The organism is Pseudomonas botevensis, assembly GCF_019145475.1.
Classification (GTDB): Bacteria; Pseudomonadota; Gammaproteobacteria; order Pseudomonadales; family Pseudomonadaceae; genus Aquipseudomonas; species Aquipseudomonas botevensis.
In genome coordinates this window covers 55,067-78,841 of the sequence record NZ_JAHTKI010000010.1, presented here as the reverse complement: position 1 = coordinate 78,841, position 23,775 = coordinate 55,067, and the positions used below count along the sequence as shown (strand labels likewise).

23 protein-coding genes and 1 pseudogene are annotated in these 23,775 nt (G+C 56.9%); 8 read left to right on the top strand and 16 right to left on the bottom strand.

Features of this window, described 5'->3' with window-relative positions; all coding sequences use genetic code 11:
* Positions 1-39 precede the first annotated feature (39 nt).
* On the top strand, positions 40-1,362 hold the full coding sequence (locus KVQ74_RS14835) for a tyrosine-type recombinase/integrase (RefSeq protein WP_217831824.1): 1,323 nt from the start codon (positions 40-42) through the stop codon (positions 1,360-1,362).
* 200 nt (positions 1,363-1,562) lie between these two features.
* On the opposite strand, the gene KVQ74_RS14830 is transcribed toward KVQ74_RS14835, so the two are convergent.
* The 3 genes from KVQ74_RS14830 to KVQ74_RS14820 are packed head-to-tail and all read right to left on the bottom strand — an operon-like array spanning position 1,563 to position 4,001.
* Positions 1,563-2,099 (bottom strand): ATP-binding protein, encoded by a 537-nt coding sequence (locus tag KVQ74_RS14830; protein WP_217831823.1) that lies wholly within the window; start codon positions 2,097-2,099, stop codon positions 1,563-1,565.
* Positions 2,096-2,563 carry an ASCH domain-containing protein gene (locus tag KVQ74_RS14825; protein ID WP_065946692.1) on the bottom strand — a complete coding sequence of 156 codons (468 nt, stop codon included), beginning with the start codon at positions 2,561-2,563 and terminating at the stop codon, positions 2,096-2,098. Before KVQ74_RS14825 ends, KVQ74_RS14830 begins: the two co-directional genes overlap by 4 nt.
* The gene (locus tag KVQ74_RS14820; protein WP_217831822.1) at positions 2,523-4,001 is read right to left on the bottom strand and encodes a GNAT family N-acetyltransferase; all 1,479 of its coding nucleotides are present in this window, start codon (positions 3,999-4,001) and stop codon (positions 2,523-2,525) included. The genes KVQ74_RS14825 and KVQ74_RS14820 overlap by 41 nt, the downstream gene beginning before the upstream one ends.
* Before the next feature lie 1,126 nt (positions 4,002-5,127).
* On the opposite strand from KVQ74_RS14820, the pseudogene KVQ74_RS14815 reads away from it, so the two are divergent.
* From KVQ74_RS14815 to KVQ74_RS14805, 4 genes and pseudogenes are all read left to right on the top strand, one after another.
* Positions 5,128-6,122: pseudogene (locus KVQ74_RS14815) on the top strand (integrase domain-containing protein).
* On the top strand, positions 6,115-6,390 hold the full coding sequence (locus tag KVQ74_RS29305; protein WP_225930021.1) for a hypothetical protein: 276 nt from the start codon (positions 6,115-6,117) through the stop codon (positions 6,388-6,390). The pseudogene KVQ74_RS14815 and the gene KVQ74_RS29305 overlap by 8 nt, the downstream one beginning before the upstream one ends.
* Positions 6,391-7,041: 651 nt before the next feature.
* Complete coding sequence (locus tag KVQ74_RS14810; protein WP_217831821.1) at positions 7,042-7,947, top strand: hypothetical protein; 906 nt, start codon at positions 7,042-7,044, stop codon at positions 7,945-7,947.
* 6 nt (positions 7,948-7,953) lie between these two features.
* Positions 7,954-9,315 (top strand): phosphoribosyltransferase-like protein, encoded by a 1,362-nt coding sequence (locus KVQ74_RS14805; protein ID WP_217831820.1) that lies wholly within the window; start codon positions 7,954-7,956, stop codon positions 9,313-9,315.
* Between the two features lie 816 nt (positions 9,316-10,131).
* On the opposite strand, the gene KVQ74_RS14800 is transcribed toward KVQ74_RS14805, so the two are convergent.
* Together KVQ74_RS14800 and KVQ74_RS14795 are read right to left on the bottom strand one after the other, a co-directional pair.
* Positions 10,132-10,533 (bottom strand): helix-turn-helix domain-containing protein, encoded by a 402-nt coding sequence (locus tag KVQ74_RS14800; RefSeq protein WP_217831819.1) that lies wholly within the window; start codon positions 10,531-10,533, stop codon positions 10,132-10,134.
* Between the two features lie 164 nt (positions 10,534-10,697).
* A complete protein-coding gene (locus KVQ74_RS14795) occupies positions 10,698-11,384 on the bottom strand; it encodes a hydrolase (RefSeq protein ID WP_217831818.1) in 687 nt (228 codons plus the stop codon).
* Positions 11,385-11,643: 259 nt separating this feature from the next.
* Here KVQ74_RS14795 and KVQ74_RS14790 point away from each other — a divergent pair, with 259 nt between their 5' ends.
* Positions 11,644-12,105 (top strand): RidA family protein, encoded by a 462-nt coding sequence (locus KVQ74_RS14790; RefSeq protein WP_085728611.1) that lies wholly within the window; start codon positions 11,644-11,646, stop codon positions 12,103-12,105.
* 20 nt (positions 12,106-12,125) lie between these two features.
* On the opposite strand, the gene KVQ74_RS14785 is transcribed toward KVQ74_RS14790, so the two are convergent.
* The 4 genes from KVQ74_RS14785 to KVQ74_RS14770 form a co-directional block, all read right to left on the bottom strand.
* Positions 12,126-13,094: a LysR family transcriptional regulator gene (locus tag KVQ74_RS14785; RefSeq protein ID WP_217831817.1), complete on the bottom strand. Its 969-nt coding sequence runs from the start codon at positions 13,092-13,094 to the stop codon at positions 12,126-12,128.
* Between the two features lie 233 nt (positions 13,095-13,327).
* A complete protein-coding gene (locus KVQ74_RS14780; RefSeq protein ID WP_217831816.1) occupies positions 13,328-14,038 on the bottom strand; it encodes an SDR family NAD(P)-dependent oxidoreductase in 711 nt (236 codons plus the stop codon).
* Between the two features lie 33 nt (positions 14,039-14,071).
* Entirely contained in the window at positions 14,072-14,716 is a 645-nt protein-coding gene (locus tag KVQ74_RS14775) for a DsbA family oxidoreductase (RefSeq protein ID WP_217831815.1), read from the bottom strand.
* Positions 14,713-14,931: a tautomerase family protein gene (locus KVQ74_RS14770; protein ID WP_217831814.1), complete on the bottom strand. Its 219-nt coding sequence runs from the start codon at positions 14,929-14,931 to the stop codon at positions 14,713-14,715. Before KVQ74_RS14770 ends, KVQ74_RS14775 begins: the two co-directional genes overlap by 4 nt.
* A gap of 488 nt (positions 14,932-15,419) precedes the next feature.
* Here KVQ74_RS14770 and KVQ74_RS14765 point away from each other — a divergent pair, with 488 nt between their 5' ends.
* Complete coding sequence (locus tag KVQ74_RS14765) at positions 15,420-16,346, top strand: LysR family transcriptional regulator (protein WP_217831813.1); 927 nt, start codon at positions 15,420-15,422, stop codon at positions 16,344-16,346.
* Here KVQ74_RS14765 and KVQ74_RS14760 read toward each other — a convergent pair.
* From KVQ74_RS14760 to KVQ74_RS14735, 6 genes are all read right to left on the bottom strand, one after another.
* Positions 16,263-16,580: an AzlD domain-containing protein gene (locus KVQ74_RS14760; protein ID WP_217831812.1), complete on the bottom strand. Its 318-nt coding sequence runs from the start codon at positions 16,578-16,580 to the stop codon at positions 16,263-16,265. The two genes, KVQ74_RS14765 and KVQ74_RS14760, sit on opposite strands and share 84 nt — an antisense overlap.
* On the bottom strand, positions 16,559-17,275 hold the full coding sequence (locus KVQ74_RS14755) for an AzlC family ABC transporter permease (RefSeq protein ID WP_217831811.1): 717 nt from the start codon (positions 17,273-17,275) through the stop codon (positions 16,559-16,561). The genes KVQ74_RS14760 and KVQ74_RS14755 overlap by 22 nt, the downstream gene beginning before the upstream one ends.
* The gene (locus KVQ74_RS14750) at positions 17,272-17,649 is read right to left on the bottom strand and encodes a GNAT family N-acetyltransferase (RefSeq protein WP_217832039.1); all 378 of its coding nucleotides are present in this window, start codon (positions 17,647-17,649) and stop codon (positions 17,272-17,274) included. The genes KVQ74_RS14755 and KVQ74_RS14750 overlap by 4 nt, the downstream gene beginning before the upstream one ends.
* A gap of 79 nt (positions 17,650-17,728) precedes the next feature.
* Positions 17,729-18,475, bottom strand: a complete 747-nt coding sequence (locus KVQ74_RS14745) for a 2OG-Fe dioxygenase family protein (protein ID WP_217831810.1) — start codon at positions 18,473-18,475, stop codon at positions 17,729-17,731.
* 232 nt (positions 18,476-18,707) lie between these two features.
* A complete protein-coding gene (locus KVQ74_RS14740; protein WP_217831809.1) occupies positions 18,708-19,994 on the bottom strand; it encodes an OprD family porin in 1,287 nt (428 codons plus the stop codon).
* A 296-nt stretch (positions 19,995-20,290) separates the two neighbouring features.
* Positions 20,291-20,959, bottom strand: a complete 669-nt coding sequence (locus tag KVQ74_RS14735; RefSeq protein ID WP_217831808.1) for a DsbA family protein — start codon at positions 20,957-20,959, stop codon at positions 20,291-20,293.
* Between the two features lie 247 nt (positions 20,960-21,206).
* Between KVQ74_RS14735 and KVQ74_RS14730 the strand changes: the two genes are divergently transcribed.
* A complete protein-coding gene (locus KVQ74_RS14730) occupies positions 21,207-23,297 on the top strand; it encodes a TonB-dependent receptor (protein ID WP_217831807.1) in 2,091 nt (696 codons plus the stop codon).
* Positions 23,298-23,405: 108 nt separating this feature from the next.
* On the opposite strand, the gene KVQ74_RS14725 is transcribed toward KVQ74_RS14730, so the two are convergent.
* Positions 23,406-23,618, bottom strand: a complete 213-nt coding sequence (locus tag KVQ74_RS14725; RefSeq protein WP_217831806.1) for a hypothetical protein — start codon at positions 23,616-23,618, stop codon at positions 23,406-23,408.
* Positions 23,619-23,775 lie beyond the last annotated feature (157 nt).

Here is a 23,775-nt window from a genome sequence, read left to right as displayed (position 1 = left end):
TTTGGGATACAGGTCACTTCGATAAAAGGGAGTACCCTTATGTCGCGCACCACAGCTCCGCTCTCCGACGCAGCTTGCCGCTTGGCAAAACCTACAGACCGCGCCTACAAGCTTTTCGACGGCGATGGCCTCTACCTCCTAGTCCAACCCAATGGCCGCAAAGGCTGGCGGCTCCGTTACGTCAAACCTGACGGACGCGAAGGACTGACCTCGTTCGGCAACTACCCCGTCATTGGCCTCGCCGATGCGCGCCGCAAGCGCTTGGAAGTTAAGCGAATGCTGGCGGATGGCGTTGATCCTATAGAGACCAAGCACCAAGCCAAAGCGGAAGCCGTAATCAAAGGCAGAACCTTTGAAAGCGTTGCGCTCGACTGGCATACGGAAATGTCGGCCAAGTGGGCACCAGGCCATTCCAAGACAGTAATGAGCCGCCTCAAAACCCACGTATTTCCGCTGATCGGCGCACGCGCCATTGTTGATCTCGACACCCATGACCTTATGCAGCCCTTGGAAGCGATCAAGAAGCGCGGAACGATCGACGTTGCTTTAAGGGTACAAAACTACCTGCAGAGCATCATGCGCGAGGCAAAGCGCCTCCGGCTTATCACCATAAACCCTGCTTACGATCTCGAAGGCTCGATCAAAGCCCCGCGGGTAGTACATCGCCCCGCTCTACCCTTATCGCGACTGCCGGAACTGCAGGAGCGGATCGACACCTATAAAGGCCGGGCACTTACCCGTCTGACGGTGATGCTCTCGCTGCATGTGTTCGTACGCTCCAGCGAACTGCGCTTCGCCCGCTGGAGCGAGTTCGACCTTAAGCGAGGCACCTGGGAGATACCTGACACTCGACCCGCGTTGGAGGGAGTACCCTTTTCCACAAGGGGTACGAAGATGGCAGGGGATATCCATTTAATACCCTTATCGTCACAGGCCGTTGCCCTGCTTGAACAGATCCACGCCCTAACCGGCAAATTCGACCTGGTGTTTGCAGGGGATGCCAAACCCTGGAAGCCCATGTCCGAAAATACCGTGAACAACGCGCTTCGGACGATGGGATACGACACCAAAACCGATATCTGCGGGCATGGATTTCGTTCGATGGCCTGCAGCGCACTGATCGAGTCAGGATTGTGGTCGGAGACAGCTATTGAACGGCAGATGAGCCACAAGGAACGCAACAACGTCCGCGCCGCTTATATCCACAAGGCTGAGTTCATCGAGGAGCGCAGGCTGATCATGAACTGGTGGAGCCGGTATCTGGAGGCTAACCGGGAGGAGCATGTCACTCCACACGAATTCGCGAACCAGACCGGAGCGAACGTCACTCGCCTAAAAGCAAAACGTGGCGCAACCGAGTAAGCGCTCGACCTACAGGCCACAGCTCCGCAAAAGGAATATGGTTTTTTATTGATTACGGCTTGAATGCACGTCGAATAGCAAGGCCTTTGACGACTGGCTGCATTCGCCCTTAACCGGTCGAAGTGAAGCCGACGTACGCATTCCCACAACATAGACCGGACCGTCCACGCCGTCCGACCTAATCACTTGGGGAGAATTGCTTACTGTCCGGCTTTAAAAGTTATTGTTGCGACCGCTGCAGCGAAGGTTTCACGGTCACATGCCTCTAGAATGTGAAGCGGTATTCCGAGCTCATTGCACACTGACTCCGCCTGAGCGCGCTCCGCGGCTAAGAATTGGATCGTATGGTCAATATCCACTTCCCGGCTATCACGTTCTCGTATGCGAGTCGCAATTGTATTAGCGTCCGCCTCCAGCAGTAAAACTCCATCAAGGCGAAGAGCCTTAAAGACGTTCGCGGCCAAAGGTGAAAACTCACCCTGAGCATCCAGCAACACAAAATGTCCGTCCAGCAGCAACCTAGTGCCGGCCTCATTGTGGCGAGTGACAGCATTCGCCAGTGCTATCTGATTGGCGTCCACATCACCGACCCGTTTGTCCGTCCCCCAGTCCGGTAACGCGCGCTCCTCCTTGATCAGCTTACTGGCTGAGGTTTGCATTAGGCCTAAGGCCTTAGGAAGTTGAGAGGCGAGGAAAGTCTTACCGACACCGTGTACACCTGCGACGAATATGTTCATACAGATCCCTCCGATGGAAACATGGCGCGCATTACGCGTGGGAAATCGTTCGGACCCAGATAGAGAAAGGACTGAGGTGGTGTGAAGTTCGCGAAAAGATCCTTCGGATCGACCTGAACTTCGGCGATCTTTATGCGCTGGATCATCACACCGAACGCAGTCTTCTTCCCTTTGACATAAGCCTTGAGTTCGTCATAGGTCACGCCGCCCCCGTTGGCATCTGCCAAGGTCCACAGACTCTCAAAGTCGCACTCCTCAATCCGATCGATAAAGGCTACTCCTACCAGCCTCTGCTTTGGTGCTGACGAGTACAACACCATGACGCCAATATCGTTGGACGGCCAGCTTCGACGTAACTCGACGCGCTTCGTCCCTGCAAGGATCAGGTCGGCGTATTTTGGCTTTATCGAAAGTAGGACAGCCCTACCGCTCGGTTGCTCGAATGATTCGGGAAAAAGACTCATCAGATATTTTCGTGATCGATTGAATGGGGCCCCTGACGATCCGCGAGCGCTTAAGGTCCGCATACTCTAGGGGGGGCTCGAAGTGACATATCAGACGGAATAGCATCACCTTGGTCTCAGTCCTGGCCATTTCCTCTATTTGCTCATCAGAGTACACGGTTCTACGGCTCACAATCTGTGCGATATCGTCAGCCGCTTCCGACCACTCGTATCGCTCAACAACACCCAGTGTCGTCAGCGCACGCATGTCGCGACTGCGATAGAACATTACGACATCGCCTGGACGCGGCTGTTTGCTGGGGGTGTGACAAAGGTATGCGAGTTTGATCGCATTGCTGACATGCCTTTGCGGATGGTTATCAGGCAATGCATGCCCTGGACGCTGATAGTCCGGGAACAAAATGTCATGGTACTGAGGCTGAATTGGCACTATAAATTTATGAACATCATCACCGCCCATGTAATGCGGATAATAGCGCTGGACGTACTGGAACGGGTCCATCTGCAGCGGAGGCGGGGCGACAGGATGCGCTTTTACGTAAACTGCGTCCCCTTGGTAAAGCCCCTCGTAGCGAAAACCGAAGTCTTCAATCAATGTGATCAGTTGTGACTGCTGAACGTTGTTAGCGTGCAGAAAAATCGACTCACATTGGTGGTTTGTCGCGTACTTGAAGGCAGCCCGGAGAAACAACTCTCCGAGTTTCCTTCCACGAACGGTTTCGCCGACCTTGAACGTACAAAGCTTCAATGCCCTGCCGACAAGCACCTCACCATCGTCCGTTACAGCCTGGTCGGCCTGAACAGCGTAAATACAGATAGCCGCTATAGCCTGATGAGCGTCTTCGCGATAGACCCAAGCACGACGCCCTTCCATGGCCTTCCGACGAAACCAATCGTTAAAACCATCGTAGCCCGCACGGATACTGTCGAAGAATGGCCCAGCCAGTTGGTGGGTCAACGTATGGATTTCAACGTCTTCAATGCGGGGGAGTCGCACCTCACCAGGCTCATGGAGCCGGCGCAGCCAGTCGTCCGCAGTCTGGATGAAGTACACGCGGCTACTCAGTCCGCGTGCCCGCGCCTTACGGTGCAACCCCTGATCCTCGGTCACCAAAACGTGCGCTGCATCATTCTCTAACGCGTAGAGAATTTCATTGTCACAAGCGTCGTTTACCGAAGTTTCAGGCGAGTTCCATGGACAAGCTGGCCCAGCCTGCAGTTGAGTGTACTGACCGAGCCTGGCCAAGGTGCGCTCGCGCCGAGCCTCATCAGTGTCACGCCTGATGTCCGCGGCTGACGCAGGGTGGTAAAGCAGTTGGTAGCCGTGCGCACTGCACAACCTAACGAAGTTTGTAAGACTGGGCTGCAGTACCACCATGGAGTCCTGAAGCGGGATCAGGATGTTGGTGTCTAACAAGAAACGAAGACGCAATGCCAAGGATGCCTCCAGGTGGCGCAGTCTAATGCACGACATTAGCTGTCGAACACGAGGTTACGCCCGTTGACTACTCTCGCCACTCAACCCAAGACATTGCTGATGGACTGATGTTATTTAGCCACGGAGTCTAGGCAGACAGCCGGTAAACCGCAACGCACATCGCTGCCGAGCCCTGAATAGAGAAAATACAAGCAGTCGGTCAGATGGGGCGGGATAACGCAGCGTTCGAAATCTAGATGATCCGCTTGTCCTCGCGGGTCCATCCAAACAGGGCTGCAAAGCCGCCCTGCTTGGATGGACCTCACTTAAAAAATCTAAAGCGCATGCAAACTGTCTGTGGAAAACCACAGATTTCCACCGATGGATAATTTCATCCACAGCCGCAGAACTCCCGAAAATTCGAGCCTTGACCCAAATTATCCACAGGCGTAGAAAAGATCGGGCAAAGCGCTGTAGTCGACAGCAACCCAGGTAGCCAGAACCTTTAAGGCTACGCCACACGGTGGTGGTTCTCCCAAAGTGCGATTAGCGCCCGGCGGCTCGCACGGTCACAGCGATGTGATGGATGCCTACTTTTACCAGCGTGCCCACTGCGGCAACTCATCCCCTTTCATAGCTGCCCTGCAGCAACCTATCCGCTTGGCCATTTCACTGCTCCAACCTGCGCCGTCTCTTTCTCCCGGAAAGAGACGGCCGCTCCTACCGCTGCTGCAGCCCATATCGTACAAGGCTTTGCGGCATTCCCCTTCGTGACAATCGGCGTGACAAACACCGAAGTCACCAGCAACAGCGATGCAGATGATGGTGCCGCAGCCCAGGGAATGGACTGCACCTGACTGACAGTCAGGCATGCCCCGGTCATCGCATCCCTGGTTTCACCTGACTCAGGATCTCGCGGCGCAGGTCTCGTCAGCCAGCGCAGCCTCCACCCGCCCACTTCTTAGGAGGTGTTCAGGAGGTCAGATCATGAGGTGCCCAAGCTCTCGGTCGTAAAGAGCCGCCAGTCCCGCGTTAGTGGACAACCCTCACAGGTCGCAGGGGCCTTGATCCCTGATAACACTCAACATCCATGGCGGGATGACGTGGGGAAAGTTTCAAGGGTTTTGGCTTCGAGAGGAGTTAGATCATGGCACTCGTAGGTAGACGCGATGGACGCAATTTTGGCTATGGCCGACAACTGAGTTATGCCGGACCGCAGGCGTTACGCGATCTCTTTGGCGGCGGACATTACGGCACGGTCAAAGCGCACAGTGATCGGTGGCAGGCACTTGTGCGGTGGTGTCGGTCGGAGAATGGGCTGGGCTTTAACGACGCGCGACAAATTGATCAGCAGACCTTGCTGGACTATGCCGGGCATCTGCGCCTGCAAGTTGACCAAGGTGAACTCACCATCGCTACCGCGCAAAACCGATTGTCCAGCGTCAACCGGACCATGGCCGCGCTTCGCGGTGATCAATATGTGAAAGTGCCAAGTCCGAGCAAGGCGCTGGGAACGCAGCGCAGCACCGCTCGCACGACAGTCCCTCAAGGCCAAGATCACGAATACGTGATGCGCATCGTCGATGCACTCCGCGAACAGCATCCGCGTGCCGCGGCCATCGCTCAGTTGGTGCGAGCCACCGGCATGCGCTTACGCGAGGCCATTTTGGCCGACCTACCGCGCTTAAAACGTGAGGCCGAACACTACGGCAAGATCAACATCCAGGATGGCACCAAAGGTGGCCGCTCGGGTGCATCAGCTCCTCGTTGGATCGAGGTGGATGAGCAAATTCACGGAGCGCTCAAGTATGCCGAATGGATCTCACCCGACGGTAGCCGCAACCTGCTGGCACCGGATGAAAGCTACCTTGATTTTCAATGGCAGATCGTCCGCCCCGCCCGAGATATCCTCCATACGTATAACCTCAAAGGCTTCCACGAATTGCGGGCAGCCTACGCGTGCGAACGCTATGAGCAGATCACCCATCACCTAGCACCTAGCACCTAGCACCTATCAGTGGTAGTAAATGCTGCCTGATAGATAGGCGCCTTGATCGTGAGGCAAGAAGGCAAATCAGCTATGAGTTGGGGCACGGTCGGATCGACGTCGTCGCTGCCTATATTGGGGGCAAACATGAGTAGGCCATTTGATATGGAGGTGTTTTTGGCTGGCGTACTGACTGGGTCATACGCGACCCGGCAACGTCATTTTCGGCAGGCGACGATTATCCAGGCGGCAATCGCAGATCGATGGCAGCGAGAGACGCCATGGACATGGCAGAGGAAGCATATGGTTTGGTTTATCACGCATTGGCTCGCCGGGCGCAGTGAATCGACGCGGTATTATTACCTCCTTACTGTCCGGCTACTCGCTCGACGTCTAGAAGCGTCGTGGGTATTCAATCTCTGAGTGAGACCTGATCCCAGTGCGCACAACCGACACCAATCTACCTGAAGCCGAAGTCTGCGACTGGGCGCCTTCGGCAAAAAGCGATAACCCAGTCAGCGACTAGAATCGAGGTAACTCTAGGCCTGCCCAACTCAGATTAGAAGCCAAGCTCCAAGCACTGAGCGGGAATCATCGAAGGATGGCGACGTACACCGAGGCGTCCTTGGACGCTACGATTTGCATTGCTAATAATCAAGACGAAGCTGTCGACTCAGTAAGACAGACGCGTGGATTTGACAAAACAGGGGCTGCCTGCCCAAAATGCACGAACCAACGAATGCACGTGGCGTGACTAGCTAGGCGCTCAGCATTCGGCGCAGCATGCATGAGAGGTCTGCAACCCTCATTTGGACTTGGCTACCGTTTCCTGCGACGGTTCCTTCTCTTGGCGCTACCGCCTCGTCCAAGAGCGACCGAAAGGGGCAAGCTCTAAGATCTGCGGGAAGCAGAACTGATACATTTTATCAGTAGAGCGCATGAAGGATTTCTGACCTTCCTTGTCGAAGTATCGGACTTCGCCATGTCGATTTATGCATTCTCCGACGACTAAATTATTGTTCAACCCAAGCGACGATTCGCTTGGGTTGAACCTCGTCAGGAAATTGTCAGTCTATGCAAGATCGTTTGACTCACTTCGAAATCGCTCAAATTGAGCAATTGCTTGAGAATCACTTCGAGAAAAATGGCCCGGACATTCTGGGCGCTCAACTTGGGCAGTTCGTCAGGCGTGCCATATCACCCAAAACGATCAAGTCTCTCGGTGGACTGAGAAGTCTTGTCGAGATCGAGTTGTCACGGAGCGTGAAGCTCGTGGGAGCGCTGCCATCGGATACATTGTATCGTGTCGTAGCGTCGGGCAAAGGTGTCTCGCATGCCGCTGCGGTCCCTGAATTGGTGACTCTGCCACAGTTTTGGGATGCGTTTTCTAACCCTACTATCGACTGTATCGTTGCGGTTAATGCCGTGACCGAATCATTTCATGTAGGTCTCCCCACCGAATCCCTTCGACCTGACTTCACGCCATTGCGCAAAATGTCTTCTGAAGAGTTTCGCGTGCTGGCCAAGGCCTATGCTGAAGATCAAACAGATAGCGAGCTGAGCAATGAGTTGCTTGGAACGCTCGACCAGCCTGTCTTCTACCATAGGTGGATTTCCGTACTTCGCTCTCGGCGAACCGCTACGGAAAACCATCTGAAAAGCTGGGAAATCACGCGTACCCGGCTGGTCACTACCCGCTTGACAGAAGAGTTGGAGCGGGCGGGTGTAGAACCTAGTCGGGCTGCCCAAATGGCTAACGGGGCCCGCCCTAAACCTTCCAAAGCCCCTAAAAAGCTAGACGTCGAACAGGTTCGTCTGGAGATTCCAGAGATCCTGCCCGCAGTTGGTGCGACGGCAGATCTGCGAGAACTGCGCACACTGATGCATCGGGCAATTGATCGCATGTCGTTGGCTGATCTGAAAGAAATCCGCGTACCAGCAGGTTTGCTGCTCGAAATCTATCAAAAGCCTGCGGATTAAAGTTTTATGCGGCCATTGCTGATCGTGTCTGAAACCAGGCATGTGCTTAAAATTTCAGAGATTCTTCAGAAATATGGCCATCCTGCGGTAGTTGAGCGCTTTGTTCACCGGCTTGAAGTCGACCTTCAAGTGGAGAACGATGTGCACGCCTTCCACTTCGAAATCATGAAGGTGCTGCAAGAAAAGAAGCCTGGCGGGGCCTCTAACGGGTATCTCGTTTGCGCCACCCACGAGGTTGAACGTCAACTGAGGCTGCGTAGCTTTCTCAAAACCCAGCAAGTGGAATTTGCCCTATATAGCGCGAAGGAACTGAGCAAATCTCTTTCAGCAGGAGGGCAAGACAAGCCCCAACTGGCGAAGCTCCTCGGAAACTGCGAATTGTCCGTCCTGACGGCATCGTCCAGTATCCTGCGTTCGTGGAGCCACGCTCATATCGATGTCAATGCATTGGCTGACTGGAAAAGTCAGTTTGGACAGCTGGGTAAATTTGCCTGGATTGCAGATGCGATCTTGGCGAGAACGACGCTGATGACCGCCCCCGAACTCACCGACTGCCTGGACAGCCCGCCACTCACTGAAGCTGATATTGCTGCGTTCAATCGGGACGGTCGAGGCGTCAGCAAAAGCGGAGACATCATTGCCAATCTGCTAGCAAAGCGATTACCGCATTTGAAAGTGCTCAGCTCGCCTGCTGAAGCCATCGAACTGCACCCTCATGGTCGCATTGTTGTGGTGGAAGATGGCTTGTGGAGCGGCACTGAGGCAATTGGTGTTTTTGACAGCCTTTTAGGCCGGCGAACGGGCCGTGAAAAAACGATGCCTCTAAAGGATCCAGCGCTTCTCAGCAATGTTTCGCTGACTTTAATGTATGGCATGAGTACCGACTATGGAACGGCCATGGTCAATCGTTACCTTCAAGATGAAGGATTCACCAATATCTCCGTTCAAAGCAACAGCATGCTTGCCTTGGCCTCGGAGGAATTGTTGAGCAGCATCGCCGACCCTGCTTTCGAAATTCAGGCACTGCGAGACAGCGGGCCTGCCGCTGGCACAATCAAGCCGCATCTTTTCGAAAGCTTGAAAGCCTGCTTTACCCACGAGGAATGCAACGAAGCGGACCATTTTTTGCGGGCGATCGGCAAGCAATTGTGGCGAAATTATTTGCTTCAGATGAACGCCCTTAAAGGCTGGACGATGTGGAGTGACGAGAGGTTAGAAAACAGCGCGCTTGGCATGCATGGGTTGGGATTGACTCATGCGTTTGGGCACTCAGTACCCAAAGCATCGCTTCCATTGCTCTGGGGGAGTGGCCCCGTTACATGGAACGGTCGCTCGGTGAATTGGACGCCGCTGTTCTTGAATGCATGATGCCATTTGCCGCTGGCATTGGCGAATTGGCGGTTTCCAGGCTGACTGTTGACTATCCAACGCCGGCTGATTGCACGGCCCGTCCGTTTCAGTAGATGGTGACTGTTGCAACTAAGTCGTCCGGACTAGCCGGAGGTTCGGCCTCGAAGCGATCGAAAGCGCCTTGTGTGCGCTCGATCAATATAAGATAAACACTTGCGTGAGCCCGCTTGAGCTCGTTAGCTATTCCAGATGCAAACGCAGGGTTGCTTATGGTGGCCGAAGTACTGATGTCATTTCATCCAGACGCTACTGGGTGCTGGGAACTCAGCACCCGAAATCGACCGGGAACTTTGAGTCGTGTGCTATCGCTTACCATCGTTGGGGGATTGCTCCCCTTTCATGCAAGCACGAGAGCTACCATACATCGGGACTGGTAATTTCTTTACCACTCTAATAGGGCTTTTCTTACGCATGTGACTATCGGATGAGTGCCTGAGGATAGCTTTAGGGATAGACGGCCATAACTTAAAGAATAAAATCATTATAATTCATATGGTTACAATTATTTTCGACTCCTGGTGCCGCACCATACAAAACAAAGCCCCTGCAGAAATGCAGGGGCTTTGTTGTTTCCGGGGTTTGAAAAAACCTCACGTCAAAACGCGAAAACGTCCACAAAACGTCCACCTCCAAAAATTTCACGTGGCCCGCTTTGATCTCCACCAAGACGACTGCGTGCCTCCCGCCACTAGCGGGTCGGGAACAATAGAGCTGTCATCTTTTTCACACCTCAGTCCGTTTGGCTAGCCCGCGTGTTGAGGGTGCCTTACCCTCTCAGGCAACGGCCACAATCGGGCGGATTGCTTGTTGCTGCCAAGCCTTTGGTGTCATGCCTTCAGCCTTCACGAATGTACGGCAGAAGTGGGATTGATCGCTGAAACCGCATTCCAGCGCGATCTCTGTGAGCAACATCGTGGAAGTCTTCAATAACTTTCTGCTCTTCATGACCCGCTGTTCACGCAGCCATTGCTGCGGGGGCATCCGGGTGCTCTCCTTGAACATGCGTGAGAAGTGACTGCGCGACAATGCGCAAGCTTCGGCGAGTTCAGTCACTGAAATGCCGGTGTCCAGCCTGTCCAGCATCAGTTGTTTGGCCGTTCTTATCTGCCAGGGTTTGAGCTGCCCTGTCGAAGACAGTGTGAGAGTCGCCAGCACGGTAGATTTGTCCTTGTTCATACACACCCGTTAGTCCAGGTAACAGGATGCGAGCGCCTGACTCGAACAGCGCCGGGCCTTGGAAGTCCCCAGTGGTTCCAGGCCAGGCTCGTTGACTCGGTTCAGTCAGCTGCGCACCCTTCGCAAGTCTGTGAACAGCCCCCAGGGCTGAGGCTGGCGAGGGTTCAGACAGATGCAGCGACAGGCGCCAGGGTCGGGCCATGCTGAACGCGCTCAGGCGCCTTGTGCACCATGGTGTAGGCGTAGTCGACGCCCATGCCATAGGCACCGGAATGTTCCTTTACCAGTTCCATTACGGCGTCGTAGGTGTCGCGGTTCTTCCAGTCCCGTTGCCATTCCAGCAGCACCTGCTGCCAGGTCACCGGCACCACACCGGCCTGGATCATGCGCTGCATGGCGTAATCGTGGGCTTCTTTGGTGGTGCCGCCGGAAGCGTCTGCAACCATATAGATTTCATAGCCGGCATCGTTTATTGCCGACAGGGCGAAGGTGGCGTTGCATACCTCGGTCCACAAGCCGGAGACGATGATCTTGTTGCGACCATTTTTCTTGAGTGCGTCACGTACTTTCTGATCATCCCAGGAGTTCATGGAGGTGCGCTCCAGCAGCGGCGCGTCCGGGAACACAGCGAGTAGCTCGGGGTAGGTGTGACCTGAGAAGCTTTCTGTCTCAACCGTGGTGAAGGTGGTGGGGACATTAAAAATCTTCGCTGCCTTGGCCAAGGCAACGGTATTGTTTTTCAGCGTTTGGCGGTCAATGCTCTGAACGCCGAAGGCCATCTGTGGCTGCTGATCGATGAAGATCAGTTGGCTATTGAGCGGAGTCAGGACTTCAGTTTTAGGATTGCTCATTTTTGTTTCCTTTCAGCTTGATGAAGTTCAATCGCACAAGTCTCGGGTCCCGCACCTTGCAGGCATTACCGTAGCCACGAGCGCACTCCTCAGCGTCGTTGCTTGAGGACGAGCAAAAGATAACGAATCAAGACGCCTCTCGGTGGCGCACTTTTGCGCTCCTGCCGGCTCATTTATGCGCCATCAAATACGCGATCGCGCTGCTAGCATTCGCCCAACCATTCGGATCAAGCCGATCCGTCATGTGCAGGAGAATGCAATGGCAGCTTCACAACCGTTCAACAAGCAGACCGCCTACTGGGGCGTTTCCTGGGAAGAGGCGTATGGCTATCCCCAGGCACGGCGGGTAGGAAACGAGATCTACGTATCAGGTCAATTCAACCATGATGAGGAAGGTAATCTGGTGGCCCCGGCGCCGCTGGACGCCGACGGCAAGCCCAGTGATTTCTCTTCGATGGGAGAACAGATGCGGGTCTCTTACGACAACATCTCGAAGCTGCTCGCCCTGTATGGCGCAACCATGCAAGACGTTGTCGAGGAAACGCTTTATGTACTGGACATGGACGCTGCGTTCGCGGTGGTCGGCAAAGTGCGCAAGGCAGCCTATGGCACTGAGCGGCCTCAGTGCGCGAGCAATATCATTGGGGTGTCGAGACTTGCCCAGCGTCCGCAGTTGATTGAGATCGTGTGCAAGGCCGTGATTGGCGCCCGAGACATCTGAGCCGCACTCCCGGTTTCGATCTAGGTGGCCGGGAGTATCAGTTGCCCCTCGACCAAGGGCTTTTGGCTGGCCACGGCAGCAGCGCAGAAGGTCATGAATGCTTTGACTCGCCACGATTTTCGAATATCCTGGTGAGTCAGCAGCCACAACTCATCCTGAAGCTCTGGCACCACCGGGCCGGCGCGCACCAACCCTGGGGTTATGTCACCCAACATGCAGGGAAGGAATCCAAATCCCAGGCCCGCCGCGATTGCAGCGCTTGCCGCTGCAACAGAATCGGTGCGGTACGCTATGCGCTCGGCAGCGACTCGGCTTTCGACATAGCTTGTCGCCTTCAAACCGCAGAGCGCTGCGGAGTATGACACCCATGCCTGGCCCTCTTCGAAAAGGGGCAAGGCCGTCACCTGCCTGGCGCAGCAGTAAGGTGCCCAGGCAATGTTCGCCAGTTTGCGTCCCACCAGGCTTTCTGCAGGTTTTCTCGTCGCTCGAATCGCGATATCCGATTCATCCCGGGCAAGGCTGAGGGTTTCATTGCCCACCAGCACCTCAATGGTGATCCCCTCGTTCAGGGCCTTGAAGTCCGCAATGATGGGGGTGAAGAAGTACAGCAGCAGCGAGTCGCTGGTGGTAATCCGGAGTTTCCCGAGGGGGCCTTGGCCTGAACGTGAAACACGTCGCGTGACGCTGACGATATCCAGCTCCACTCGCTCGGCGAGTGCGCGCAATTCAGCCCCCTCGGCGGTGAGCAGATACCCTGATTTGCGATGATCGAACAACGCGATGCCGAGCGTTCGCTCAACCTGAGCAACGCGGCGCGAAACGGTGGAGACATTGATGCCAAGCTTCTTGGCCGTAGCCGAACGATTACCGCAATCACTGAGCGTCTTGATGATGCGCAAGTCGTCCCACGAGAGCTGATTGACAGCCTCGCCTACGTCCCACTTCGTCCCGTCAGGGGTAGCCGGAGCTTTTCCAGTTGGCGATTTCACACAGTTCGTTCCAGAGGCGAAGGCGCTGATAATACGAGAAGGGGTTGGGTGAAGCAGCCCCATTGTTCCGGCGATGGGGCTGCTGCCTGCCACCACGGCGGCTTTTGGCGGATTCCTGCGTGTTCTCTGCGGAAGGGATGATCGTGCGGTCAACGTGTTGAGTCCAAATCCATAAACCGTCGCCCATAAAAAAGCCCTCGCATCTCCGCGAGGGCTTTGTATTTCAGCCGTTATCAGTGCCCGGCACTCTGCCCACCATCCACATGCAGAATCTCCCCGGTCACAAACCCGGCGTTGTCGAGATACACCACAGCCTGCGCAATATCCTCGACCTCACCCATATGCCCAACCGGGTGCAGAGCGCCCAGTGCCGCGTGGGTTTCTTCGCCATGCATCGGCGTCTTGATGATGCCCGGCGATACCGCGTTCACCCGAATTCCGCGTTTGGCGTACTCGATGGCCAGGGACTTGGTCGCGGCGTTAAGGCCGCCCTTGGTCAGCGAAGCGAGGACCGATGGCACGCCGTCGACGGCGTGGTCGACCAGGCTGGTGGTGATGTTGACCACGTGGCCCTTGCCTTGCTTTTCCATCTCGGCGATGGCGAGTTGGGTGATGTAGAAGAAGCCGTTGAGGTTGACCGACAGCACCGCCGCGTAGTCTTCCGGGGTGTAGGCGGTGAACGGTTTGGCGACGAAGATGCCGGCGTTGTTGACCAGGGTGTCGATGCGCCCGAAACGGGCCAGGCCTTCGCTGATGACGCGCTGGGCGGTGGCCGGGTCGCCGATGTCGCCGGCGATGGTCAGGATCTGTGGGTCGCTCGAGGGTTTGATCGACCGGGAAGTGGCGACGATGTTGTAGCCCAGTTCACGGAAGGCTTTGACCATGCCTTCGCCCAGACCTTGGGATGCACCGGTGATGACGACAGTTTTTTTAAAGTTGCTCATGATGAATTCCTCAATCGATAAATGGGTGTTGAATCAGGCCGCAGCCACTTGCCTCAGCATTTGTTCGTAGTACTCGACCGATTGCGAACCGGACACCAGATGCGTGCCGTTCAGAATCAGTGCCGGCACCGAGTTGATGCCGTGCTGGCGGTAGAGCGCTTGCAGTTGCCGCACTTCGCTGGCGAATTCGTCGCTGGCCAGTACCTTGCGGGCTCGCGCCGCATCGAGGCCGGCTTCGCTGGCCAGCCGCGCCAGGGTCGGACGGTCACTCGGGTTCTCGCCGTCGCGGAAATAAGCGCGCAGGAGGATCTTCTTCAGCGCGACTTGCTTGCCTTCCTGCGCCGCCCACAACAGCAGGCGATGGGCGTCGAAGGTGTTGTAGAAGTGCGTGCGCTTCTCGAGGTCGAACTCGAAACCAATGGCCTTGCCGCGTTCGATCTGCATCTTCTTGCCGGCGGCGACATCGGCGGCACTGCGACCGTATTTGCGCATCAGGTGTTGCACCGCCGGCTCGCTTTCGGCGGGCATATCCGGGTTGAGTTCGAAGGGCTTGTAGGTCAGCTCTACCGAAATTTCGCCGGCCAGATTGCCGATCGCTTGCTCCAGGGCTGTCGCGCCGAGTGCGCACCAGGGGCACACCACGTCAGAGACAAAGTCGATGGTGACGGTGGCGGTCATGACTGGCCCCGTTCCGCCAGTTGCCGGCGGTATTCGGTGGTGGTCATTCCGGCGTAACCCCAGTTATCGGTGTCGACTTCTTCGATGACGATGTGGGTCAGGTCCGGGCGTTTATTGAGGACGCGCTCCAGGGTTTCCGTGATCTCGGCGATCACCTGAGCTTTCTGCTCGCAGGTAACACCATCGCGGGTAATACGTACGCTGACAAATGGCATGACGATGACTCCAGTGACCTGCCCTCGGGATGATGGTCAGGTGTTGGAGCTCAATTTAGGCGTGTGGCGGGAGGGGAAAAAGTAGGGCCGGGGTACTTCATTTATGATGCGGTGTAATGAATTAGCGGCCGTACTTCCTTGGTTCATTGCGCACTGCGTGGAAATGCCTGCGGATTTCCCGCGCCTGCATCATCGCTCGCGCGGTTTTCTCGGACGGAACTCGCGCGTCTGTTGTCATGGGGCAGGTTCGACCTTTCCCGCGAAAAAGTGCCTTTGCGCCCCAAAACAAGGCACTTTTTTTGACCCCCATCACCCCCGCGTCACCAAAAAACCCGATCCTGTGTCAGCCTCCAGCCATCGGCGGGGACATCAATTGGCTACTAAATCCGCGACAACTATGCTCAGGTGCAGGAATATAGCCAGCAGATGGCGCCGGATCGGCAGTTACGTACACAACAATACCCAGCCCACTTCAGAGGGCATTACCCATGGATAGCAGAACCTTACGCAACCTCATGCGCATCGTGCAGACCGGCTCGTTGTCGGCCGCAGCCGAACATTCCTGTCTGACGGTGCAGGCGTTGGCCGCGCAGTTGAACAAGGTCGAAGAGCAGTTCGGTTTCCGCTTGTTTCGCCGTTCCAACAAAGGGCTGACGCTGACGCCGCAGGGCACCGAGCTGACGCCCTACATGGACAGAGTGCTGATCGCCACGCGTCAGATGGAAGAGAAAGTCGAGGCGCTGAAGGTGCCGGGACAACGCACCTTGAAGGTGGCGCTGAACACCACGCTGGCGCCTGACTTCAACCGGCGAATGATCGGACGCCTGATCGAGGTGTTTCCCGATTATCAGTTGGAATTCAGCTACGCCGAGTCGATGGAAAACCTCAGCAAGCTGAAGAACGAGGACTTCGACCTGGCGGTGCTGATCGGTCCGCAGCGTCCGGGGCTGCCGAGCATTGTCCTGCCGGAAGTGCAGGTGCAGGTGGTCGGTGCGCATTGCGGTCAGGAGAACGACCCGCTGACCTTGCTCGGTAACAAGTTTCAGGTGCGTCCTGCAGAAGATTGTCCGTATTCCCACAGCTTTTTGCGTTTTCTCGACGCAGGGCTGGGCAATCACGAGAACGGCCAGCGCATGGTCTATTCCTGCAGTGAAACCCTGACGCTGTCGCTGATCACGCAAATGGATGGCGTCGGCATGGTTTCTCGCGAGGCCGCGCAGAAGAACGGCCTGACGATTTTCCCGGGCTTCGAGGATTTCCTCGAAGTGCGCCTGGCGGTGAACAACCCGGACCTGCCCGGCCAGGCGTTGAACGATGTGGTCGACCTGCCGCTACATGAACGAGCCGAGCGCAATGTACGCGGCCGTCCCAACCGCCACACTGAGAAAGAGGTTTTTGCTGAAATACGCACATAGCAACGTCGGGATCGCTGCATAGAATTCCGGGCGATCGAGCTGTATGTGCTGATCCTTGATCAACAAGGGTGTCAGGCTGATCGCAGCGACGATCGCCACCGGCAGGTACTCCAGCGCCCGCGCGATGAACGGTGGCCAGTGCTCGGTGTTGAACTGCAATGGCAACGCACGCGGCAGGAAGGTCACGGCCATCATCAGCGCGACCACCAGGATCAGGAACGTTTGGTCAGGCATACACCCACTCCGCAACCCACGAACGTGGCAATGAATACGTTGAACGGCGAAGTGCCGACCAGGCTCAGCGCTCCCATGCACAGAACAGCAGCCAGGGCGGCGACGAGTTTTTTCCGGGTGTTGCACAGCGACACCAGCACGTAGAGCATCATCGCGGTCAGCGCGTAGTCGAGCTGGTACTTGATCAGGTGCGACGCGTACTGCGCGCAGAGCGCGCCGAGCAATCCGCCGAGTACCCATGAGGTGTGGCAGAACAGATTGAAGCCGATCAGATAACGCACGTTCACCGGCGCGCCGTTGCCCAGTTTGACGCTGTGGAAGGCGAACGATTCGTCGGTCAGCCCGCCGGCATAGCACCAGCGCTCCATGCGACTGAGGCCGAGCACCCGCAGGGCCTTGGCCATGTACACCGACATCAGCATGTGCCGAGCGTTGATCAGGAATGTGGTCAGCACGATGGTGGTCAGCGACGCTCCGCTGCTGATCAGCGCCAGCGCCGCGAATTGCGAAGCCCCGGCGTAGACGAACAGACACATCGCCACCGGCAGCCACAGGGGCAACCCGGCGTTGACCGCCATCAGCCCGAACACGAACGACACCGTAAAGTAACCCGCCACTACCGGGCTGGCTTCGGCAAACGTGCGCGACGGCTGACGCTCAGCCATCAGCGGCGCACTGCCGGACGTTTCATTCATAGATCCCTCTCAAATGTCCGTTCGCCGTGAGGCTCGCAAAAACCCTGGGCAGCCCAGAATCGCTTGCCCGCGAGGTTAGCATCGTCGACGAACAGAAACATCCGCAACACACCGACCCGTTTCATCTCGGCCGACGCCGCTTCCACCAGTCGCTGGCCAACGCCCTGGCTGCGATAGCGCAGGCCGACCGCCAGATGGTTGATGGTGCCGCGACTGCCGAGCATGCCACCGAGCACCGCGCCGACGATTTCGCCGGTCACGTCGAGGGCCAGGTAGGCTGTGGTGGTTTTCTGGATCAGCACACCGCGCAGGCATTTGGCGTCCTGCCATTCGCAGAAGGAGACTTCGTCGAACTGGCGGAAGAAGCGCTCCATGCGCTGCGCGTCCTTGGCGGTGGCGCGTCGAAGCACCACCGGCGTCGAGCACTCGACGCCATCGATTGGGGTGATCTGATTAGCGAACAATGTCAAAAGCGGTCCCGGGCCGCGAGAAGGAAATCGCCAGAATCTGCCGGTACGCCATGGCATGAGAGTGGGTGTTGCGCGCAGGCGTCACGTAGTGACGCATGTCACGGTCGAGGAAGTAGGTGGTGTCGAGAATTTCCTGGTAGGTGGTCGACGCCAACTGATGCTCGTGAATGTCGTACAGCCGGCTCTCCGCGCCCTCGACGTTGTTGCGGCCCCAGAAATGCACGCCGCTGAACGGATAACCGTCGCAGTGAATGCCTTCAGGGGTGATCTCCAATTGCTTGCCGGGTTTGATCTCGATGCGGATCTGATGGATCTGGCACTGCCAGATTTCATCGTGCAGCTCTTCCGGCAGCACACTTTTGTACACTTCGAAATCGGTGTCGATCAGGCTGCGCATCACCGGCGAGTGCAGGACTTCGTCGGAGAAGTCCTGAAAGTGCCGTACTACCCCGCCCACGTAAGCATTGTTTTCCTTGGACTGCACATAGGCGCGGTGCTCGAGCTGCTTCAGCTCGCGGGTCTTGGGGTTGTATTCGAAGTCGCTGTAACGGCGGTAGCGCATGCCCGCGTCTGCCTGACCGTAGTAGCTGTCAGGCTCCATGTTTTCCCAACTGCGGGTCAGTCGGGTGAAGTCGGTGAAATGACCGTACAGGTTGAAGTCGGCGCCCTGCACGTTGGCATATTTGTCGCGCCGTAGGGATTCGCCCACTTCTTTGTTTAAAACGATCATTACCAAATTCTCCGATGCGTTGAGCGACCTAATTTATTAGGTGGAGAATTTGCGTCCATGAGAAAGAATTTCAGGCATGTGAAGCGTTGTTTGAAACGCCTGTTGAAGTGCCCGTAAATGAACTTTTAAATGACAAAAACACAGGTTTTTTCGGTTTTTTTCCGAAAAACGTCAAAAAAAACCCCGAACCAAATCGGGGTTTTTCTCATGAGTCTTTCAGCTCAAACGATCATCAGAAGATGTTGATCGGGTAATCCACGAACACTCGCAGCTCGTTGCCGCTGATGTTGTACTCGCTGGACTTCTGCGAAACACGCAGGATCGAGCTACGCAGTTTCACGCTCAGGTCTTTGGCCGGGCCACTCTGCACGACGTACTTGAACTGGTTGAAGATCTCGCGCTCGGTGCCGCCTTCGCTGGTGGAGGTGGTGATGTTGTCGCCACGCACGTAAGCGAAGTTGTAGCTCAGACCCGGTACGCCGAATGCGCCGAAGTCCAGGCCGTAGCCCAACTGCCAGCTGCGCTCGTCTTCAGCGTTGAAGTCCGACCAGTAGGAGTTCGCCAGGTAGATGGTATTGCCGCCATCGCCGACACGACCCTGACCTTTCTGGTAGCCGCCATAGGCATAGCCCAGGTTGCTGTCGCCGGTGGAGCGCTGGTGCGCCACGGTGAACGAGTGCGGGCCGGTGGCGAAGGTCGCTGCCAGGCTCCAGATCTTGTTGTCGTCGCCGGTTACACCGTTTTCGCGGACATAGGAATTGTCCAGCTTGGTGCGGTAGCCGTTGAAGTCCAGGGTCAGGGACTGATCCTTGTCGATCGGCAACACGTAGTTGGCGTTCACGTATTGTTTCTTCAGCACGTCTTCGACGTCGGAAGCGTACAGAGCACCCTTGAAGCGCTCGGTGAACTGATAGCTGCCGCCCAACACGTTGATCGACTTCAGGCCACCGCTGTCACGGCCTTCAGCGCTCTTGCGCGATTCAGCGGTGAAGCGACCGGCGTTCAGCTCCAGGCCTTTGATCTCTTTGGAAGTGATCAAAGTACCGGTGTAGCTTTCCGGCAGCAGACGCGAGTTGTCGTAGTTCAGCACCGGCAGGGCCGGCATCTGGTCGCCGTAGGTCAGCACGGTGTTGGAGAGACGGAACTTGACCGCCGCGCCGCCCTTGGACAGGTCGTCAGCCGCGTTGCCGCTGTCGCCCTGCTTGAAGAAATCGATACCGCCGGCGCCGCTGCGGCCTTTGCCGCCGTCCAGACGCAGTGCGTACAGACCGAAGGCGTCCACACCCACACCAATGGTGCCCTGGGTGAAACCGGACGAGAACGTACCGATGGCCGCCTGGCCCCACTCGGCTTTATCCGCGTTGCCGTCTTTATAGTCACGGTTGATGTAGGCGTTGCGCAGCAGCACTTTGAGGCTGCTGTCTTCTACAAAACCCTTGGATTCGGCCTGGTCATTAGCCATGGCCTGTGTGGCGCTCAACATCCCCAGCGCGATCAGGCTGATTCGCTTGTTCAACATTTTGTTTTCCTTATTACGGGTTGAAACGCGCTGTGTCGAACGGCTGAAACGGCGCTGATGCACTCTTTTTTCACCCCGAAACAAAAAGGCCCGCCCACGACAAAACCGTGGCGGGCCTTCTTATTATTTTGAGTCATGGCGGTTAGCCACAGGCGTTGGGCCGAATCGTAGCCGCGCCCTTAACAATGTGTCAATTTCAAGAATCGTCTTTAAATAGGCGAAAAACGTCTAAGAAATGACTTCATCGCGATAGCCGCTTGCACAAAACCGCCAGGGTTCAGGGATTTTGATGTCGATCAGACACAACCGTCGAGATTACACACCGCAACGCCATCGGCTGATGGGGTATCCGGGTTCATCTCACGTAGCCACTCTGCGAACGCCTCGGGTTTGCCCAGCCACGGGCTGATGTCGATCAAGGTGAACTGGCCGTCCTGCTCAAGGACGAACGTCGGAAAACCTTGCCCGCCGACCTCGGCAAGCAATCGGCGGCTGGCCTGGACGTGCCTGTCGGTATCCGCGCGCAAGAAGGCGTCGAGAAAGGTTTTATGGTCATAGCCTTCAGCGCCGGCGAGTTCCAGCAATACCGCCTTGTCGGCAATCCGCCGGCCTTCCACGTAATGCGCGGTCTGCAAACGACCAAGCAAGTGCAGACCACGGCCATCGATCTGCTCAGCCGCCAGCACAGCGGCAATCGGCGGCGCAGAATCGAATACCGCCGTGTGATCGCGCAGCAGCCCCTCGAAATAGGCCTCGCCAAAGGGTTGGCCGGTGTACTCGGCGATTCGGCGGTCGTGAGGCATGACGTAATTGCGCAGCTGCGGCGAAACGTTCTGGCGGTTGGCGCCGGTCATCATGCCGCCGCCATGGGCGACGACCGCAAGTGCTTGCTGTGCGGCTTGCACCAGCGGTTTGGCGCCGTAGCACCAGCCACACAGCGGGTCGTAAATGTAATGAAGAATCATCGGGAGCAGCTCCGGCAGAAAACAATGCCGGCAGAGTAGTCCTGCAACAGCGGCGGAAAAACGCCGGATTGGCTCTCAGACTGTTTCGCGAATCGGACGAATGCGCTGCAAATCCGCTTTGTAACAACCATGACATAAATTGAAACAATAGAATCAATGTACTTCTCACGAATAATTAACGGCAGTAAATGCAAAGCATTACCATTCGCGCGCTCGAATTCTTCCACCCTTTCGGATGCGCTTTTCAATGCCTGCCCCGTTCAGCCTTACGCCCGTCACCCTTGGGCTTTCTGCCTTTCTCTCCAGCGGTTTCGCCTACTCTGCGACCGAATTGCCCGCCACCGCGATCAGTGCCGAAGCGCAAGCCGATGACCCGCGCGTGAAGGTCAGCAACACCGCCACCCGCACCTCGACACCGGTACGCTACGTGCCGCAGGCCATCGACTCGATCAAGACCAGCAACGTCGCGAGCTACGGCATCAATGACATCGGCGACGCCTTGAGCGGCATCCCCAACGTCAGCAGCGGCGCCGACACCCGCTTCGACAGCCTGCGCATCCGTGGTTTCGACGCCAGCAACGATTTCTATCTGGACGGTATTCGCGACGATAGCCAATACAAGCGCGACATGCACAACATCGAGCGCGTCGAAGTGCTCAAAGGTCCGGCCGCTGTACTCTACGGCCGTGGCAGCCAGGGCGGGATCGTCAACCGCGTCAGCAAGGCGCCCGAGTTCGGCCGCCGCTCGACCATCGAAGCCCAGGGTGGCAGCGATGACCTGCGCAGCCTCTACGCGGACCTCAGCACCGACCCGAGCGAGAACATCAGCCTGCGCCTGAACATGGGCAACATGGATCAGAACAGCTACCGCGATGGCGTCAGCGGCAACCGCCAGTTGTTCGCACCGTCAATGAGCTGGCAACTGACGCCTGACCTGAACTGGCTGGTGCAGTACGAATACAGCCGCTACAACCGCACCCCGGATCGTGGCGTTCCCGGCGTGACCGGACGCCCGGCCAACGTCGGCAGCGATACGACCTACGGCAACGATCACGATTTCATCGACGACAAGACGCAATCCCTGCGCTCCAAACTCAGCTATGAAATCAACGACAACTGGCAACTGCGCCACACCCTCGGGGTGTTCAAGCTCGACAGCGATTTCGACAACACCTACCTCACCGGCTTCACGCCCGCGACCAACAAGGTCACGCGCCAGCACTGGCAGCAGGACCTGACCACTCGCAACGTTTACAACAACGTCGAGCTTGAAGGCGGATTCGAGACATTCGGTCTTGAGCATCGTCTGCTGACCGGCCTGGAAACCGGCAGCCAGCGCCGTGACCCGAAGCTGTACAACGCCGCCACTTCCGGGCGCGGCAGCTCGCCAGTGCCAGCCCTGGATCTGTACAACCCCAATCGCGACCTGCGCCACACCGGGCGCATGCAGGTGTCGAGCGACAGCCACACCGAAGTCGAAAGCCGTGCGATCTACGTCCAGGATCAACTGCGCCTGAACGATCAATGGCAATTGCTGGCCGGTCTGCGCTACGACACTTTCGACATCGAGTCGACCAACAAACTGCGCAACATTTCCGAAGATCGTGACAGCCATAGCACCAGCCCACGGGTCGGCGTGGTCTGGACGCCACTGCAAAATCATTCGTTCTATGCCTCGTGGACCAAGACCTTTTCCCCGGTGGGCGGCGGTCTGATCGGCATTACCCCGGGTGCCGCCGGCAACAGCAACGACTTGAGTCCGGAGCTGACCAAGCAGAAAGAGATCGGTGTGAAGAGCGACTGGCTCGACGATCGTCTGAGCACCACCCTGGCCGTCTACGATCTGGAACTCTACAACCGTCGCACCAGCGACCCGCATGACCCGACCATCACCGTACTGACCGGCCTTCAACGCTCACGCGGGATCGAGTTGACCGGCACCGGCAAGATTGCCGGCAACTGGTACGTGCGCGGCGGTGTCGGCGTGCAGGACACCAAGATCGAGAAGGACAACAACGGCCTGGAAGGCAAGCGCGTGAACAACGTGGCCAAACACAACGGCAGCCTGTTCCTGACCTGGAAACCGGAGCTGGGCTGGTACGCCGAAACCGGCCTGACCCTGGTCGGCCAGCGCTATGCCGACAACGCCAACACCACCGTGCTGCCAGGCTACGGCCGCTGGGACGCGCTGGCCGGGTATCGTCACAAGGATTGGGATATCAGCGCCGCGCTGAACAACATCACCGATCGCGAGTACTACTCGTCAGCCACCAGCGCCGCGCAGATCATGCCGGGCGCGCCGCGCAGCGTGGTGATGAGCGGGACCTACAGCTTCTGACCCTTTCCCAAAAAATTGTGGGAGCGACTTGCTCCCACAGATTTTCCCGCACCCATAAAAAAGCGCCGCCATCCCGGCAGCGCTTTTACCAATCCCTGTTTGTTTTTCTTATCCTGCCATCACATCCCACAAGGCATCCAGTTCGGCCTCGCTGAACAGGTCAGCGGGGTAACGCTCGATCATCATCCGGCGCGGATCAGGTTCCCTGATCTGACGCGTTCCATTGGATTTCAACCAGTGCGCGACAATCTGGAGCGACTCACTGTTAACAGCCATGGGATGCATCGTCCGCTCGCTGATTACGTTCACTTCGGCGTTCATGTCAGCGCTCTCTCCCCGTTCGTGAGCGGCTAAGTTATCCAAGGTTTATGACAGAACTATTGAAGTTCTCCCCCCTCCCTAGTGCTACCTGTCGGATACAAGAGCTATGCCAAAGCCTGTTTTTTGCCGACCAGCGGATATAAAGAAACCCGCAGTC

Coding starts and splice junctions, on each gene's coding strand:
- KVQ74_RS14745 (WP_217831810.1), bottom strand. CDS start 18,475: ATGATCGTTTTAAACAAAGAAGTGGGCGAATCCCTACGGCGCGACAAA.
- KVQ74_RS14730 (WP_217831807.1), top strand. CDS start 21,207: ATGCCTGCCCCGTTCAGCCTTACGCCCGTCACCCTTGGGCTTTCTGCC.
- KVQ74_RS14765 (WP_217831813.1), top strand. CDS start 15,420: ATGGATAGCAGAACCTTACGCAACCTCATGCGCATCGTGCAGACCGGC.
- KVQ74_RS14775 (WP_217831815.1), bottom strand. CDS start 14,716: ATGACCGCCACCGTCACCATCGACTTTGTCTCTGACGTGGTGTGCCCC.
- KVQ74_RS14835 (WP_217831824.1), top strand. CDS start 40: ATGTCGCGCACCACAGCTCCGCTCTCCGACGCAGCTTGCCGCTTGGCA.
- KVQ74_RS14740 (WP_217831809.1), bottom strand. CDS start 19,994: ATGTTGAACAAGCGAATCAGCCTGATCGCGCTGGGGATGTTGAGCGCC.
- KVQ74_RS14790 (WP_085728611.1), top strand. CDS start 11,644: ATGGCAGCTTCACAACCGTTCAACAAGCAGACCGCCTACTGGGGCGTT.
- KVQ74_RS14750 (WP_217832039.1), bottom strand. CDS start 17,649: ATGGAGCGCTTCTTCCGCCAGTTCGACGAAGTCTCCTTCTGCGAATGG.
- KVQ74_RS14800 (WP_217831819.1), bottom strand. CDS start 10,533: ATGAACAAGGACAAATCTACCGTGCTGGCGACTCTCACACTGTCTTCG.
- KVQ74_RS14760 (WP_217831812.1), bottom strand. CDS start 16,580: ATGCCTGACCAAACGTTCCTGATCCTGGTGGTCGCGCTGATGATGGCC.
- KVQ74_RS14725 (WP_217831806.1), bottom strand. CDS start 23,618: ATGAACGCCGAAGTGAACGTAATCAGCGAGCGGACGATGCATCCCATG.
- KVQ74_RS14805 (WP_217831820.1), top strand. CDS start 7,954: ATGCGGCCATTGCTGATCGTGTCTGAAACCAGGCATGTGCTTAAAATT.
- KVQ74_RS14770 (WP_217831814.1), bottom strand. CDS start 14,931: ATGCCATTTGTCAGCGTACGTATTACCCGCGATGGTGTTACCTGCGAG.
- KVQ74_RS14780 (WP_217831816.1), bottom strand. CDS start 14,038: ATGAGCAACTTTAAAAAAACTGTCGTCATCACCGGTGCATCCCAAGGT.
- KVQ74_RS14735 (WP_217831808.1), bottom strand. CDS start 20,959: ATGATTCTTCATTACATTTACGACCCGCTGTGTGGCTGGTGCTACGGC.
- KVQ74_RS14830 (WP_217831823.1), bottom strand. CDS start 2,099: ATGAACATATTCGTCGCAGGTGTACACGGTGTCGGTAAGACTTTCCTC.
- KVQ74_RS14810 (WP_217831821.1), top strand. CDS start 7,042: ATGCAAGATCGTTTGACTCACTTCGAAATCGCTCAAATTGAGCAATTG.
- KVQ74_RS14825 (WP_065946692.1), bottom strand. CDS start 2,563: ATGAGTCTTTTTCCCGAATCATTCGAGCAACCGAGCGGTAGGGCTGTC.
- KVQ74_RS29305 (WP_225930021.1), top strand. CDS start 6,115: ATGAGTAGGCCATTTGATATGGAGGTGTTTTTGGCTGGCGTACTGACT.
- KVQ74_RS14795 (WP_217831818.1), bottom strand. CDS start 11,384: ATGAGCAATCCTAAAACTGAAGTCCTGACTCCGCTCAATAGCCAACTG.
- KVQ74_RS14755 (WP_217831811.1), bottom strand. CDS start 17,275: ATGAATGAAACGTCCGGCAGTGCGCCGCTGATGGCTGAGCGTCAGCCG.